Annotated in this window: 12 protein-coding genes; 5 read left to right on the top strand and 7 right to left on the bottom strand. The window is 66.1% G+C overall.

Annotated elements, in window-relative coordinates; all coding sequences use genetic code 11:
* Positions 1-78: 78 nt before the first annotated feature.
* The gene (locus JEY66_RS14110; RefSeq protein ID WP_016841570.1) at positions 79-1,680 is read left to right on the top strand and encodes a phytoene desaturase family protein; all 1,602 of its coding nucleotides are present in this window, start codon (positions 79-81) and stop codon (positions 1,678-1,680) included.
* A gap of 277 nt (positions 1,681-1,957) precedes the next feature.
* On the opposite strand, the gene JEY66_RS14105 is transcribed toward JEY66_RS14110, so the two are convergent.
* Positions 1,958-2,122: a Flp family type IVb pilin gene (locus JEY66_RS14105; RefSeq protein ID WP_016841571.1), complete on the bottom strand. Its 165-nt coding sequence runs from the start codon at positions 2,120-2,122 to the stop codon at positions 1,958-1,960.
* 170 nt (positions 2,123-2,292) lie between these two features.
* Here JEY66_RS14105 and JEY66_RS14100 point away from each other — a divergent pair, with 170 nt between their 5' ends.
* Positions 2,293-3,177 carry a 50S ribosomal protein L11 methyltransferase gene (locus tag JEY66_RS14100; protein WP_026193133.1) on the top strand — a complete coding sequence of 295 codons (885 nt, stop codon included), beginning with the start codon at positions 2,293-2,295 and terminating at the stop codon, positions 3,175-3,177.
* Positions 3,174-3,680: a hypothetical protein gene (locus JEY66_RS14095; RefSeq protein ID WP_016841573.1), complete on the top strand. Its 507-nt coding sequence runs from the start codon at positions 3,174-3,176 to the stop codon at positions 3,678-3,680. Before JEY66_RS14100 ends, JEY66_RS14095 begins: the two co-directional genes overlap by 4 nt.
* A 16-nt stretch (positions 3,681-3,696) precedes the next feature.
* Here JEY66_RS14095 and JEY66_RS14090 read toward each other — a convergent pair whose 3' ends face one another.
* Positions 3,697-3,882, bottom strand: coding sequence for a hypothetical protein (locus JEY66_RS14090; RefSeq protein WP_016841574.1), 186 nt, complete (start codon positions 3,880-3,882; stop codon positions 3,697-3,699).
* Positions 3,883-4,073: 191 nt separating this feature from the next.
* Here JEY66_RS14090 and JEY66_RS14085 point away from each other — a divergent pair, with 191 nt between their 5' ends.
* Both JEY66_RS14085 and JEY66_RS14080 read left to right on the top strand, forming a co-directional pair.
* Positions 4,074-5,903, top strand: a complete 1,830-nt coding sequence (locus tag JEY66_RS14085; RefSeq protein ID WP_026193134.1) for an aminopeptidase P family protein — start codon at positions 4,074-4,076, stop codon at positions 5,901-5,903.
* Between the two features lie 290 nt (positions 5,904-6,193).
* Complete coding sequence (locus tag JEY66_RS14080) at positions 6,194-7,471, top strand: multidrug effflux MFS transporter (protein WP_018273012.1); 1,278 nt, start codon at positions 6,194-6,196, stop codon at positions 7,469-7,471.
* A gap of 147 nt (positions 7,472-7,618) precedes the next feature.
* On the opposite strand, the gene ligA is transcribed toward JEY66_RS14080, so the two are convergent.
* The 5 genes from ligA to ftsZ all read right to left on the bottom strand — a co-directional run bounded on the left by ligA (position 7,619) and on the right by ftsZ (position 15,731).
* Positions 7,619-9,766 (bottom strand): NAD-dependent DNA ligase LigA, encoded by a 2,148-nt coding sequence (gene ligA / locus JEY66_RS14075; RefSeq protein ID WP_016846443.1) that lies wholly within the window; start codon positions 9,764-9,766, stop codon positions 7,619-7,621.
* 7 nt (positions 9,767-9,773) lie between these two features.
* Positions 9,774-11,444, bottom strand: a complete 1,671-nt coding sequence (gene recN / locus JEY66_RS14070) for a DNA repair protein RecN (protein ID WP_016846442.1) — start codon at positions 11,442-11,444, stop codon at positions 9,774-9,776.
* A gap of 13 nt (positions 11,445-11,457) precedes the next feature.
* The gene (locus JEY66_RS14065) at positions 11,458-12,366 is read right to left on the bottom strand and encodes an outer membrane protein assembly factor BamD (RefSeq protein WP_026193135.1); all 909 of its coding nucleotides are present in this window, start codon (positions 12,364-12,366) and stop codon (positions 11,458-11,460) included.
* 258 nt (positions 12,367-12,624) lie between these two features.
* Positions 12,625-13,587, bottom strand: a complete 963-nt coding sequence (gene lpxC / locus JEY66_RS14060) for a UDP-3-O-acyl-N-acetylglucosamine deacetylase (RefSeq protein WP_026193136.1) — start codon at positions 13,585-13,587, stop codon at positions 12,625-12,627.
* A 350-nt stretch (positions 13,588-13,937) separates the two neighbouring features.
* Positions 13,938-15,731: a cell division protein FtsZ gene (ftsZ, locus tag JEY66_RS14055; protein WP_018273013.1), complete on the bottom strand. Its 1,794-nt coding sequence runs from the start codon at positions 15,729-15,731 to the stop codon at positions 13,938-13,940.
* Positions 15,732-15,767 lie beyond the last annotated feature (36 nt).

Genomic DNA, 15,767 nt, shown 5'->3' with positions numbered 1-15,767 from the left:
ACGGCGGTCACGCGGACTTGACGACGCGGCGCTGCGGCGCCACAGCACATGCTCTAATCACTGCTTCTTGAAGCGGACATGAACGAAACAGACGTCGTCATCATCGGTGCGGGGCACAACGGCCTCACCTGCGCGGCCTATCTTGCGATGGCCGGGCTGCGGGTGAAGGTCGTGGAACGCCGCAAGGTGGTCGGCGGCGCCGCGGTCACCGAAGAATTTTGCCCGGGCTTCCGCAACTCCGTCGCCGCCTACACGGTGAGCCTGCTCAATCCGCAGATCATGTCTGACCTGAAACTTGCCGATCACGGCCTCAGGATCGTCGAGCGGCGCGCGCAGAATTTCCTGCCCTCGCCCGACGGCAGCTATCTTTTGACCGGCGAAGGCCGAACCCGGGCGTCGGTCGAAAAACTCAGCCGCCAGGATGCGGCCGCAATCGACGCGTTCTCAGGGGAACTCGAAGCCATCGCCGACGTGCTGCGGCAATTGGTGCTACGCGCGCCGCCGAACCTCGTCGAGGGTTTTGGCATCGGCGCGATCAGCGAGGCCTTCAACGCGCTCGGCACCGCCAACATCCTGCGCCGGCTGTCGCTGGAACAGCAGCGCAATCTGCTCGACCTGTTCACGCGATCGGCCGGCGAGATGCTCGACGAGCGCTTCGAGAACGATCTCGTCAAGACGCTGTTCGGGTTCGATGCCATCGTCGGCAATTATGCCAGCCCCTACGCGCCGGGCTCGGCCTATGTGATGCTGCATCATGCGTTCGGCGAGGTGAACGGCAAGAAAGGCGTCTGGGGCCACGCGATCGGCGGCATGGGTGCGATCACGCAGGCGATGGCGCGTGCCGCGCGCAGCCATGGCGTCGAGATCGAAACCGATGCTGCCGTCCGTGAGGTGATCGTCGAGAAGGAGCGCGCCGTCGGCGTCATCCTCGACAATGGCAAGACCGTGCGCGCCAAATACGTCGTCTCGAACGTCAATCCGAAGCTGCTGTACACGCGCCTGGTGCCGGAAGGCGCATTGGCGCCCGCGTTTCGCGCGCGCATCTCACGATGGCAGAACGGGTCCGGCACGTTCAGGATGAATGTGGCGCTCAGCGCCCTGCCCTCGTTCAGCGCGCTGCCCGGCCTGGGGGATCACCTCACGGCGGGCATCATCATCGCCCCGAGCCTCGGCTACATGGATCGCGCCTGGCACGATGCGCGCGAATTCGGCTGGAGCCGCGCGCCGGTCGTCGAGGTGCTGATCCCCTCGACGCTCGACGACAGCCTGAGCCCGCCGGGCCAGCATGTCGCGAGCCTGTTCTGCCAGCACGTCGCGCCGCAACTGCCCGACGGCAGATCGTGGGACGATCATCGCGAAGAGGTCGCCGATCTGATGATCGCAACCGTCGACCACTACGCCCCCGGGTTCGCAGGCACCGTGATCGGCCGCCAGGTCCTGTCGCCGCTCGACCTCGAGCGGGAGTTCGGCCTGCTCGGCGGCGACATCTTTCACGGCGCGCTGACACTGAACCAATTGTTCTCGGCGCGGCCGATGCTCGGCCATGCCGACTACCGCGGACCTCTGAAGGGTCTCTACCATTGCGGTTCCGGCGCCCATCCCGGCGGCGGCGTCACCGGCGCCCCCGGCCACAATGCCGCGCGGGCGATTTTGGCCGACCATCGGGCGCTGTTCTCGTAGCGCGGACGAGACACCACGCGCCGCGCTCATCGCACGGCAAGCTGTGGACAGGCGTGTTGAGAAGCTGTGGGTCCGCGGTGGACAGCGGCCTTGTCCAGGGACGGGATAACCGGTGGACGGTGCTGTGGACCGGCTGTGCGACGGACGCTGACAATCCCGGGAAAACGCAGTTGACGTCTTGTCGACAAGCTGCGTGTGGCTCTGTGGACAACCGGTCAAAAAGAAAACACCGGGCGACATGTCGCCCGGTGCTTCCCTGAGAACGCCGTTCGAGAGATTACTTCAGCGAGCCGCTGATCGAGTTGAAGGTCCCGCTCAGTGCCGTGCCGACGCCATTCACCGCAGCGATGATGGCGATGGCGATGCCGGTCGCGATCAGTCCGTATTCGATGGCGGTCGCGCCGGATTCATTCCGCAAAAACTTAACGATAAAAGCCTTCATTGCAGCCCTGCCCTTGGTTGTGATGCCTTGGAACGAAGGGTGTTCCCAGTTCCGCCACCGTACTAGTACGGCAACATCTAAGGTTGTCTGAACCGGGAACCTCTCAATTCTCGCGATATTCGATTGAATCCGGCTTGAAATTTTAACAAAAACCGCGCTACCGGCCTGCGATGACCCCATCCACACACCGCGCCAGCGTTACCCTTCCAGATGAATCGACCGCAAAGCGCGTGGTAGACGCGCTTTCCGAGCTGTTTTTCGAGGATCAGACGGCGTTTGCGGCCTTCGAGCGGCCGGATGGCCGCTGGGACGTCACCGTCCATTTTGCCGAGCCGCCGGACCAAAATTTACTCCGCGAACTGGTTGGCCAAGTGGTGCGGCAGGATGTCGCATCAACTTTAGTTTTTGATACCGTGGAGGCCAAGGACTGGGTCAAGGCCAGCCTGGAGGACCTTGTCCCGGTCGCGGCCGGCCGCTTTATCGTCCACGGGCAGCATGACCGGCACCGGATACCCCCCAACAAGCTCGGGATCGAGATCGAGGCGGCGCTGGCCTTCGGCACCGGCCATCACGGCACCACGCGCGGCTGCCTGCTGCTGCTCGACCACGTGCTGAAGGCGTATCAGCCCCGCCGCGTGCTGGATCTCGGCACCGGGACCGGCGTGCTGGCGATCGCCGCCGCCAAGGCGCTGCACGGCAAGGTGCTGGCGAGCGATATCGACCCGCCATCGGTCAGTGTCGCCGAGGAGAACGCCCGGCTGAACTGCACAGGCGATCTGGTGGACGTGATCCGCGCCACCGGCTTTGCCGCACCGCGCTTTGCCGAGGACGGTCCGTTCGACCTGGTGCTCGCCAACATCCTCGCCAATCCGCTGCGGCAGCTGGCCGGCCCGATGGCGCGCCACCTTGCCTCGTCGGCGCAGGTCATTCTCTCGGGCCTGCTGACGCACCAGGCGCCGGCGGTCATCGCCGCCTACCGTGCCCGCGGGCTGGTGCCGCTGCGGCATCTGAAGATCGAGGGCTGGAGCAGCCTGCTGCTGCGCTCCGTGAAGTGACGACGACCGGCAGACAGTGCGGCGACTGCACGCTCTGCTGCAAGGTGATGGCGATCGAGGAACTGGCAAAGCCCGCCAATACGTGGTGCCCGCATTGCGAGCCGGGGCGCGGCTGCCGGACCTATCGGAGCCGGCCGGCGGAATGCCGCTCGTTCAGCTGCGTCTGGCTCGCGAACGAGCTGCTGGAGGAGCACTGGAAGCCTTCCAGGTCGAAGCTCGTCCTGACCACGTCCGAAGATGGTCTTGAGGTCAGATGCGATCCGGGCTTCCCCGACGCCTGGCGCAAAGAGCCGTTTCGCAACGAGCTCAGGGAATGGGCGATCTCCGGCGAGACGCTCGACATGACCGTCGTCGTGATCGCCGGCCAGCGCATGACGCTGCTGACGCCCGATCGCGAATTCGATCTCGGCATCGTCGGCCCCGATGAGCGAATCGTGCGCGAGCTCGAGGACGGCAAGGTCGTCAGTGTGACAGTGGCGAAGGCGTCGGATCTGGAACGGTAGCCGATCCGTGGATTAGCTATTCGGGTGTTGGAGAATCGCTGCGGATAGTCTCGACCTTGTCCTGGCCGGCCGCACGCCTGGCGCGCGCCTCCACCAGACGGTCCAGCATCTGGACGATGACGCCGCGCTGCTTCTGTTCGACCGGCGCAATCGGGCCGCGGCGGACCGGCGGCGAGATCTTCTCAAACGTGAATGCAGGCATCGTGCATCTCCTCACCGTTGAGTTGAGACACTCCTGGACACTCCCCATACGCTTGACCGTTGACGTGCAGTGGACATCGTCCGGTCAATTCCACTATGCCATATTCAAGCATAAGTTATGCCAAAAATATGGTCATGCTTGACCGCGCTCGCGCGACGGTCATGCTTCCATCCGAAGAGAGTGCGACGGCGATGTTCGAAGCCCATTTCCAGACGTTCGAAGAGCCCGAAGGCGGCGTGGCGCTGACCGCGCGCTTGAGCGCGCTGCGCGAGGAGCTGGCGCGGCGCAAGCTGACCGGATTCGTGGTTCCGCGCGCCGACCAGCAGCAGAATGAATATGTCGCAGCCTCCGAGGAGCGGCTCGCCTGGCTGACCGGCTTCACCGGATCGGCCGGGCTCGCGATCGTGCTGAGCAAGGAAGCGGCCCTGTTCGTCGACGGCCGCTACACGCTGCAGGCCGCCAAGCAGGTCGACCGCAAGGCCTGGCAGGTCGAGCCGCTGGTCGAGCCGCCGCCGGAGCACTGGCTGACCCGGCATCTGGCGGCCGGCGACCGCCTGGGATTTGACCCCTGGCTGCACACTTCTGCGGCAGCCGAACGGCTGGCAGCGGCCTGCGCCAAGGCCGGCGCGGAACTGGTCGCCGTCGACAGCAATCCGGTCGATGCGATCTGGCACGAGCGGCCAGCACCGCCGCTCGGCCCGGTCACGATCCACGGCGCGCAGTTTTCCGGAGAGATCGAAGCCGACAAGCTCAAGCGCATCCGGCTCGAGATCAACAGGCTCGGCGTCGACGCGCTGGTGCTGTCCGACAGCCACGCGGTGGCCTGGACCTTCAACATCCGCGGCGCCGACGTCTCGCATACGCCGCTGCCGCTGTCTTATGCGCTGGTGCCGAAGGAAGGCCGGCCGCTGGTGTTCATCGATCAGCGCAAGCTGTCCAACTCGACGCGCGACCATCTCGAGCAATCCGCCGATGTCGAGCAGCCGGCGGCGCTGGCGGCAAAACTCACCGAGCTCGCCAGGCGCGGCGCCTCGATCGCGCTCGACAGCGCGACCGCAGCCGACGCCTTGAGCCGCCTGATCGCGGGTGCCGGCGGCAAGCCGGTGCGCGGCAGCGATCCGGTCAGCCTCTTGAAGGCGGTCAAGAACATCACCGAGATCGAGGGCACGCGCACGGCGCATCAGCGCGATGCGGTGGCGCTGGTGCGTTTCCTCGCCTGGATCGACCGCGAGGCACCCTCGGGCAGCCTCACCGAGATCGACACCGTCGAGGCGCTGGAGACGTTCCGCCGCCAGACCGGCGCGCTGAAGGACGTCTCGTTCCCGACCATCGCCGGCACCGGGCCGAACGGCGCCATCGTGCACTACCGCGTGACGCGTAAGAGCAACCGCCGCATCGAGCCCGGCGACCTCCTGCTGATTGATTCCGGCGCGCAATATGAGGACGGCACCACCGACGTCACCCGCACCATCGCGATCGGCAAGCCGACCGACGAGATGCGCGACCGCTTCACCCGCGTGCTGCGCGGCCATATCGCGATCGCCCGCGCGATCTTCCCCGACGGCACCACCGGTGCGCAGCTCGACACGCTGGCGCGGCAATATCTCTGGCAGGCCGGGATCGATTTCGAGCACGGCACCGGCCACGGCGTCGGCAGCTATCTCAGCGTCCATGAAGGGCCGGCCCGGATTTCCAAGCTCGGCACCACGCCGCTGAAGCGCGGCATGATCCTGTCCAACGAGCCCGGCTACTACAAGACCGACGCCTTCGGCATAAGGATCGAGAACCTCGAGCTCGTGATCGGCACCGACATTGCCGGCGCCGAGAAGCCGGTCAACGCCTTCGAGACGCTGACACTGGCGCCGATCGATCGCCGCCTGATCGAGGTCAGCATGCTGAGCCCGGACGAACTGGCCTGGCTCAACGACTACCACGCCCGCGTCGCGCAGGTGGTGCGCCCGCATCTCGACGACAACGCGACGAAGCTGTGGCTGGATGAGGCGACGGCGGCGCTGAGATAGCGGCGCCGAGTTTACCGTCATCCTCTCCTCGCACTCGCTGTCATCCCCCGCGAAAGCGGGGGATCCAGTACGCCGCAGCCTATCAATTCAAATACGCCTGCCTCTGGAATACTGGGTCCCCCGCTTTCGCGGAGGACGACAGCGGAATTCGGCTGACGACAGTGTGTTTATTGCGCGAGACGAAACATCGTCGCTGCGTCTCCTGAAATCGCATGGGCGTATGCCGAAACACCCGTATTCCGCGCGGACGGGCACGCTACAGTCTTTCCACAATGCTGGATCGGACCTGAATGCACGGCGTGATGGGCAAGCCGCCCGGCGCGGCCAAGGACAACATCGCGACATCGAAGGTCATGCTGCTGATGCTCGTCGTGATGACGGGCGTGGCGCCGATCTCGCTCTACATGCTGGTGCCGGCGCTACCGGTGCTGGCGACCACCTTCGGCCGCGACATCTCCATCGCGCAGATGACGGTGTCGCTCTACATGGTCGGCATCGCGCTTTCACAGCTGATCATGGGGCCGCTGTCCGACAGGTTCGGCCGCCGGCCGGTGCTGCTCGCAGGGCTCGGCCTGATGGTCGTGGCCGGCGTCGGCTCGGTGTTCGCCGAGACCCTGCCGCAACTGATCGCGGCGCGCTTCTTCCAGGCGCTCGGCGGCGCCAGCGGCATGGTGATCAGCCGTGCCATCATCCGCGACCTCTATCCGCGCGAGCGGGTCGGCGCCATGATCAGCCTCGTCGTCGCCGCGCTGATGATCGCGCAGATGGTGAGCCCGCTGACCGGCGGCCTGCTGGAGACCACATTCGGCTGGCGCGCGATCCTCTATCTCATCACCGCGGCGTCGCTGAGCACCACGATCTTCATCGCGCTGGCGCTGCCGGAAACCCGCCGTGACCGCGCCGACAGCTCCAGCTTTCGCGGCGACCTCGGCAAGCTGATGACGAGCCGCGCCTTCGTCGGCTACCTCTTGTGCCAGGTGCTGGCGTCGCAGATCATCTTCGCCTTCGCCGGCGGCGGCCCCTACATCGTGGTGACCCAGATGGGCCGGACCAGTGCCGAATATGGCGCGTGGTTCGCGATGACGGGGTTCGGCTACTTCGTCGGCAATCTCTTGTGCGTGCGCTTCGCGCCGCGGCACTCGCTGGAGAAACTGATCTGGTTCGGCCTCGCGCTGCAGGTCGGCGGCAGCCTGTTGAACCTGGTCTGCAGTTTTGCCGGAGTAAACCAGGCGCCGCTCTGGCTGTTCGGCACCCAGATGATCGTGATGATCGCCAACGCCTTCGTGATGGCCAATTCCGCCGCCGGCGCCATCAGCATTCGTCCCGAAGCCGCCGGCACCGCCTCGGGTGCCATGGGCTTCCTGCAGCAGGGCATCGGCTCGCTGATCTCGCAGTTCGGCGCCTATCTCGGCGGCCACTCCACCACGACGCTGCCGTTGACCTCGGCGATCTTCGCGATCTCGATCGCCTGCGCCTGCACCATGATCTTCGTCGTGCCGCGGCGGCAGGTGGTGGTGAGCGAGGAACTGATCGCGCAGGCCGAGGAGGATGAGCAGGGGATGATGTGAGGCGCGGCGCTGGCGCCACACCTCAGCTCGTCATCCCCGAGCATGCGGGGATCCAGCACGCCGCGGCCCATCCGCTCAACAATGACTGTCTCTGGAATACTGGGTCCCCCGCTTTCGCGGAGGACGACAGTGGAGAACGCGGCGCGCCTACTCCCCGATCAGCTTCAGCCACTCGTCCTCGGTCAGCACCTGGACGCCGTGCTTCTGCGCTTCGGCAAGCTTCGAGCCGGCGCCCGGCCCCGCGACGACATAGTCGGTCTTCTTCGACACCGAGCCGGCCGCCTTGGCGCCCAGCCGCTCGGCCGTCGCCTTGGCCTCGTCGCGCGTCATCTTTTCCAGCGATCCGGTGAACACCACGGTCTTGCCGGCCACCGCCGAATTGCTCTTCGGCTTCTCGGCGTCGATGATCTCGTCGAGCTCCCCGGTCAGCCGCTCGACGATGCCGCGATTGTGGCTCTCGCCGAAATAGTCGGCGATGCTCTTGATCACGGTGTCGCCGATCTGGTCGAGCGCATCCATCTCCGCCATCGCTTCCTCGTCGCCCTTGGCGACCTTGAGGCAGGCATCGTGGAACGCGTCCCACGAGCCATAGCCGCGCGCCAGCGCCAGCGCGGTGGTCTCGCCGACATGGCGCATGCCGAGCGCGTAGATGAAGCGCTCCAGGCCAATCCTGCGCCGGCTGTCGATCGCGGCGAACAGATTGCGCACCGAGGTCTCGCCGTAGCCTTCGATGTCCTCCAGCTTCAGCTTCGCGTTGCGCTTTTGCAGCGTGAAGATATCGGCCGGCTCCTTGACCCATCCCTCGTCGAAGAAATATTGCAACTGCTTCACGCCGAGACCGTCGATGTCGAAGGCGCGGCGCGACACGAACAGAATGAGGTGCTCGACCTTCTGGAACGGACAGGCGAACTCGCCGGTGCAGCGGGCGCGCGAGCCCTCCTCGCCGGCCGCGGTCTCCTCGCGCACCACGTCGGTGTGCAGCGGGCACGGGCATTTCTTCGGGAAGTGGAATTCCTTCGCGCTCTTCGGCCGCTTGTCGATCACGACGTCGACGACCTGCGGGATCACGTCGCCGGCGCGCTGGATCACCACGGTGTCGCCGATCCTGATGTCGCGCCCCTCGCGCAGCACCTCGCCCTTGTTGCCGATGCCCTTGATGTAGTCCTCGTTGTGCAGCGTGACGTTCTGCACGATCACGCCGCCGACACCGACCGGCTCGAGCTTGCCGACCGGCGTGAATGAGCCGGTGCGCCCGACCTGGATCTCGATGTCGCGCAGCACCGTCATGGCGCGCTCGGCCGGGAATTTGTGCGCGATCGCCCAGCGCGGCGTGCGCGACACGAAGCCGAGCCGCTCCTGCCAGTCGATGCGATCGACCTTGTAGACGACGCCGTCGATGTCGTAGTCGAGCTCGGCGCGCTGCTCCTCGATCTTGCGATGGAACGCGATCAGCTCCTCGACCGAGTGGCACAGCTTGGTCAATGGATTGGTCTTGAAACCACACCGCTCGAACCAGTGGATCATGCCGGTCTGGGTATCCGCGGGCATGGCGCTCATCTCGCCCCAGGCATAGGCGAAGAAGCCGAGCGGCCGCGAAGCGGTGATGGTGGGATCCTTCTGCCGCAGCGAGCCGGCCGCCGAATTGCGCGGATTGGCGAAGATGGTGTCGCCGGCCGCCTTCTGCCGCTCGTTGAGCGCGAGGAACGCCTTCTTGGTCATGTAGACCTCGCCGCGCACCTCGCAGATGTCGGGCACGTTGCGGCCCTTCAGCTTCTGCGGCACGTCCTCGAGCGTGCGGATGTTGGCGGTGACGTCCTCGCCCTCGGCGCCGTCGCCGCGGGTTGCCGCAGTGACGAGCTCGCCGCCCTCGTAGCGCAGCGACATCGAGAGCCCATCGATCTTCGGCTCGGCCGAGAAATCGATCTTGTCATCCGGCAGCTTGAGGAAGCGCGTGATGCGTCCGACGAAATCGACCACGTCGGCTTCCGCAAACGCGTTGTCGAGCGACAGCATCGGCAGCGAATGCCGGACCTTCCTGAAGCGCCCCGACGGCGCGGCGCCGACCTTCTGCGACGGCGATTCCGCGGTGACGAATTCAGGGAAGCGCTTCTCGATCGCATTGTAACGCTGCCGCAGCGCGTCGTATTCGGCATCGGTGACGCTGGGCGCGTCGTCCTGATAGTAGCGCTTGTCGTGGCCCTCGAGCTCGAGCGCAAGCCGGGTCAGCTCGACCCTCGCCTGGGCCTTGGTGAGCTTGTCGACGTCGACCAGCGCTTTCTTGGCTTTGGTGGCCATCGGCGAACTAACTCGCCGCCCGGAGCAGGCGTTCCGCCGCCGCCCTCGCCTCCGCGGTGATCTCGGCGCCGGCCAGCATGCGCGCGATCTCTTCGCGGCGGTGGTCGGCGGCGAGCGCGTTGACGCGGGTGGCGACCCGCTTGCCCTTGTCGAGCGCGTCCTTGGAGATCAGGAGATGCTGGCTGGCGCGGGCCGCGACCTGCGGCGCGTGCGTCACCGCCATCACCTGCACCTTGCCGGCAAGGCGCGCCAGCCGCGAGCCGATCGCATCGGCCACCGCGCCGCCGACGCCGGTGTCGATTTCGTCGAACACCAAAGTCGGCGCCGAGCCGCGATCGGCCAGCACGACCTTCAGCGCCAGCAGGAAGCGCGACAGCTCGCCGCCGGAGGCGACCTTCATCATCGGCCCCGGCTTGGTGCCCGGATTGGTCTGCACCCAGAACTCGACACGGTCGATGCCCTGCGGCCCCGGCGCGGCCGCGTTGCTCTCGACCTGGGTCATGAACTTCGCGCGCTCGAGCTTGAGCGGCGCAAGCTCGGCGTTGACGGCCTTGTTGAGCTTCTCGGCGGCCTTGGTGCGCGCCGCCGACAGTTTGGCGGCAGCCGTCGCATAGCGCTTGTCGGCTTCAGCAGCGGTCGCTTCCAGCTTCTTCAACTGGTCGGCGCCGGCATCGATCAGCGCGACGTCGCCGGCGTATTGCGCCGCCAGCGCGGCCAGCAGATCGACCGGCGTCGAATATTTACGCGAGGCGGCGCGCAGCGCGAACAGCCGCTCCTCGATGCGCTCCAGCTCGGCCGGATCGAAATCGGTCGCCGCCAGCGCGGCGTTGAGATGCTGGTCGGCCTCTTCCAGCGCGTTGATCGCAATATCGATCGCCTTGACCGCTGGCTCGATCAGCGCAGGCGCATTGGCCGCGCGCCGCTCCAGCCGCCGGACCGCGGCCGACAGCGACGCCACCGGCGAATGCGAGCCGCCGATCGCCTCCTGCGCCTCGCGCAGATCGGTTGCGATCTTCTCGCCCTGCATCATGGTGGTGCGGCGACCCGCGAGCTCGGTCTCCTCGCCTTCCTTCGGCGCCAGCGTCTTCAATTCCTGCGAGGCGTGGCGCAGATAGTCCGCCTCGCGCGCGGCGCGCTCCATGCCGGCGCGATGCTCGTCGAGATCAGCATTGGCGGTCCGCCTGATATCCCACAGCGCTTCCAGCGCCGCGACGTCCTTCTCGTGTCCGGCGAAGGCGTCGAGCAGCTGGCGATGGGTGGAGGCATCGACCAGCGCGCGCTCGTCATGCTGGCCGTGGATTTCGACCAGCGCGGCACCGACCGCCTTCAGGGTCTGCACGCTGATCGCCTGATCGTTGATGAAGGCGCGGGTGCGGCCGTCGGCGAGCTGCACGCGGCGCAGGATCATCTCACCGGTGTCGTCGAGGCCGTTCTCGGCCAGGATCCCGGCCGCCGGATGCCCCTTCGGGACATCGAACATGGCGGTGACCTGCCCCTGTTCGGCGCCGTGGCGCACCAGTCCGGCATCGCCGCGGCCGCCGAGCGCCAGCGCAAAGGCATCGAGCAGGATGGATTTGCCTGCGCCGGTTTCGCCGGTCAGCACCGCGAGGCCACGGGAAAATTCGATATCGAGCCGTTCGATCAGGACGATGTCACGGATCGACAGACGCGCCAGCATGCGAGGACAATTCCTAGCCGAGACCTATCTTCTTGAAGGTCCTGCTGATCCAGGAACCCTGATTCTCGCTCGGCTCGAGACCGCCGGACTTTACTAGATTATATGCGTCCTTGTACCAGCGGCTGTCTGGAAAATTGTGGCCGAGCACCGCGGCTGCGGTCTGCGCCTCGCCGGCGATGCCGATCGCCATGTAGGCCTCGGTGAGGCGGAAGAGCGCCTCCTCGACGTGACGCGTGGTCTGGTACTGCGTGACCACGGTCTTGAAGCGGTTGATCGCGGCGGTGAAGTCGCGCTTGCCCATGTAATAGCGCCCGACCGCCATTTCCTTGCCGGCGAGCTGGTCGCGCGCAGCCTGGATCTTGGACTTGGCCTGGGTGGCGTATTCCGAGGTCGGATATTTGCGGACCACCTCTTCGAGCGCCGCGATCGCCTTCTCGGTGCGGCTCTGGTCGCGCGAGATGTCCGGGATCTGGTCGAAATGCGATGCCGCGATCAGGTACTGGGCGTAGGACGCGTCCGGGCTGCCGGGATGCAGCGTGACGTAGCGGGTGGCGGAGCCGATGCAGCTGTCGTAGTCGCCCGCCTGGTAGAACGAATAGGCCGACATCAAGAGCGACTTGCGCGCCCAGTCGGAATAGGGATGCTGACGGTCGACTTCCTCGAACTTCTTCGAGGCGGCCTTCAGGTCCTTCTTCTCGTTCATCATGTACAAGCCCTCATTGTAGAGCTTGTCCGCGGGCTCATCGACGAACGTGTCGTCCTTGGCCATGAACTTGTCCCACAGCGCGCCGGTGCCGCAGCCGCTGAGCGGCATGGCCAGCACAATCAGGCCCGCCGCAAAACGCAGCGTGCGCGCGGCCTTGGTCAGGCCGGAGACGTCAGAAGAATTGCGTGATTCGAGCGCCATACGCATTGCCGACATGAATTTTAGAACCTGACGCCTTTGATGCGGTTAACGGCGACCCCACTCCACCCATGAACCGCGGTCATGGATGCAATATTTCCAGTGCCTTGACTGCCGTTACTCGCAACCGCAGGCCTGCTTAGCCGAAAAATGACCGTGGACCAACCGAATACGGAGCCATTCCGCCGGGAATAAGGCGACCCGACGAAGCTCACAGCCTGCTGTGGTTATTACGGAAATTGGGCCCGACCGGCCAAGCGATCAGGACTTGGGCGATCAGGACACGTCCGGGCCATAGGCCGGGGCGACGAGGCCGCCCACGGTGCCTGCACCGGCTTCGAGATGGCCACGGAGCGGCCGCCGAGCGGTGTCCGATTCGACCACCCGCCAGGCGCTGCGGTCGGCGAGCAGCGCCTTCAGCACCGCGTTGTTGAGCTTGTGGCCGCCCCGTACCGAACGGTAGCTGCCGAGCAGCGGCAGGCCGGCCAGCGCCAGATCGCCGATCACGTCGAGCACCTTGTGGCGGGCGCATTCGTCGGCGTAGCGCAGGCCCTCGGCATTGAGCAGACGGGCCTCGTCGAACACCACGGTGTTGTCGAAGGACGCGCCGAGCGCGAAGCCTGCACCCCACAGCCGCGCCACGTCGCTCATGCAGCCGAACGTGCGGGCCCGCGCGACCTCGCGGCGGAAACCTTCCGGCGACAGATCGAAGGAGAAGGTCTGGCGGCCAATCACCTGGTTGGTGAAATCGATCTCGACTTCGGTGCGGAACCCGCCGGCGAACGGACGCAGCTCGCCAACCGATTCGCCGATCTTGACGTGCACCGGCTTCAAAACCTGGATGAAGCGGCGGACGCCGGGCTGGGTCACAATGCCGGCCTGATCGATGGCCGCGACGAACGCTGCAGCGCTGCCGTCCATGATCGGAACTTCGGCGCCATCGACTTCGATGGTGGCGTTGTCGACGCCCATGCCGCGCAGCGCCGCGAGCACGTGCTCGGCGGTGGAAACCAGCGGCCCTTCGCGGTCACCCAGCACCGTCGCGAACTCGGTCGCGATCACCGCATCGGCGGTGGCCACGACTTCGCGGTCGGAACCGTCGAGACCGGTGCGGACAAAAATAAAACCCGCATCAACAGGTGCAGGTCCCATGGTGAGACTGACAGGAAGACCGGAATGAACGCCTACGCCAGTCACGGTGGCTTGCGACCGAAGCGTTGTTTGACGGCTGAACTTCATTCGATAATGCCCACTACCCGACTTCACTCAATTCAAGTGGCCAAATTTCCCCAAGGCCGACTCGCTTGAGCTCCCCAAGTCACGGCAGACCATAGTGATTGCCCTAAACTGCGCCAACTCACGCTTGTTTACCGATTGTTACCCCACCTCTGCCGCATTCGCGCCCAAGGTTAACCAAATTGCGGCAGCGAAAACGGCCCTCGGCAAGCCGCCATCTGATCACCGAAAGAATAATTAATCATTTAAAATCAGTTGCTTGTTTGTCCGGCGCAATCGCCCGCGCGCGCCAAGGAAAAGGCCCCGGCGGTTCCCCGCCGAGGCCTTCTTCGTCGCCAATGTTGTAACAAACTTCAGTTTGCCTGCCGGCGCAGGAAGGCCGGGATATCAAGATGGTCGTCGCCCTGTGGCGTTGGGGCAACAGGTGCCTGGCGGCCATGAGCGTCCAACCCCTGCGGCGCAGGGCGCTTTGCATATTCCGATACCGGCGATTCGTTCGCCGAGATCTGCTGGGCGACGCTGCGGGCCGGCTTGCGCTCGGGCAGCGGCGGCATCGTCGGCATGGCCGGACCGGAAGCACGGGCCGCGATCGGCGGCTCGGTCTCTTCGTCGCGGCGGCCGAGGCCGACATTGGCCAGCCGCTGCAGCAGCGACAGGCGGGTCTTCTGCGGGTGTTCCGGTTCGCCCTCACCGCTGGCCTGGCGGATTTCGGCCTGCGCCGGCATCGGCAGATCCTCGAACTTCGGCATCCGCGGAGCACGGACCGGCGACCGTTCCGCCGCTTGGGGGATGAAGGTCTCGGGCGGCATCGGCTCGTGCTGCTCGGCCCGGGCGGCCTCGTGGTCCGGGAACAGCGAGGGCTTCTGGGCAATCGGCCGCACGGTGACGTCACCGTAGGAGGCCGGCTGCATCGGCGCCTGGGCAGAAGGCGAGCCGTCGGGAGCAACCGCGGCGGCGATCGCCGCGAGCGCAGCGCGCTCGACGGCCGGACGCTGCTGCGGTGCGGCGGCGGGAGCCGCGATCGGAGCGACCGTCACGCCGGTCGCCGGTTCCAGCTTCTGGGCACGCTCGGCCATGCGCTGATTGTCGGCACGCAGGCGGGCGGTCAGATCGGCCAGCCGGCTCTCCGGCGAACCGCCCGACTGCTGCGCGGCCGGAGCCTGGGCGCGGGAGGCGATGGCGGCCTGCTCGATACCGGTTGCGACCACGGAGACGCGAATGACGCCGTCGAGCGATTCGTCGAAGGTGGCGCCGACGATGATGTTGGCGTCGGCGTCGACCTCTTCGCGGATGCGGGTGGCGGCTTCGTCGACCTCGAACAGGGTCAGGTCCTTGCCGCCCGTGATCGAGATCAGGAGGCCGCGGGCGCCCTTCATCGAGCTGTCGTCGATCAGCGGGTTGGCGATCGCGGCTTCCGCGGCGGTCAGCGCGCGCTTCTCGCCGGTGGCTTCGCCGGTGCCCATCATCGCCTTGCCCATTTCACGCATCACGGCGCGGACGTCGGCGAAGTCGAGGTTGATCAGGCCTTCCTTGACCATCAGGTCGGTGATGCAGGCGACGCCCGAGTACAGCACCTGGTCGGCCATCGCGAAGGCGTCGGCGAAGGTGGTCTTCTCGTTGGCGACCCGGAACAGGTTCTGGTTCGGGATGATCAGCAGCGTGTCGACCACCTTGTGCAGCTCGGCGATGCCGTGCTCGGCGGTGCGCATGCGGCGCTGACCTTCGAAGTGGAACGGCTTGGTCACCACGCCGACAGTGAGGATTCCCATCTCGCGCGCGGCCTTGGCGATCACGGGTGCAGCCCCGGTGCCGGTGCCGCCGCCCATGCCGGCGGTGACGAACACCATGTTGGCGCCGGTGAGGTGATCGCGCAGCTCGTCCATCACCTCCTGCGCGGCCGCAGCGCCGACGTCGGGCTGCGAACCGGCGCCGAGGCCTTGGGTGACCTGGGTGCCCATCTGCACGATGCGCTGCGCCTTCGACATGGTCAGCGCCTGCGCGTCGGTGTTGGCGACGACGAAGTCGACGCCCTGCAACCCGGCGGTGATCATGTTGTTGACGGCATTACCACCCGCGCCGCCGACGCCGAAGACGGTGATCCGCGGTTTCAGCTCGCTGATGTCAGGGGGTGTCAGATTGAGTGCCATGGTTGCCTCTCTCGATTATGCGCGCGTTGGTTCGTC

The sequence above is a fragment of the Bradyrhizobium elkanii USDA 76 genome (assembly GCF_023278185.1).
Classification (GTDB): domain Bacteria; phylum Pseudomonadota; class Alphaproteobacteria; order Rhizobiales; family Xanthobacteraceae; genus Bradyrhizobium; species Bradyrhizobium elkanii.
This window is presented reverse-complemented; position numbering and strand designations above follow the sequence as displayed.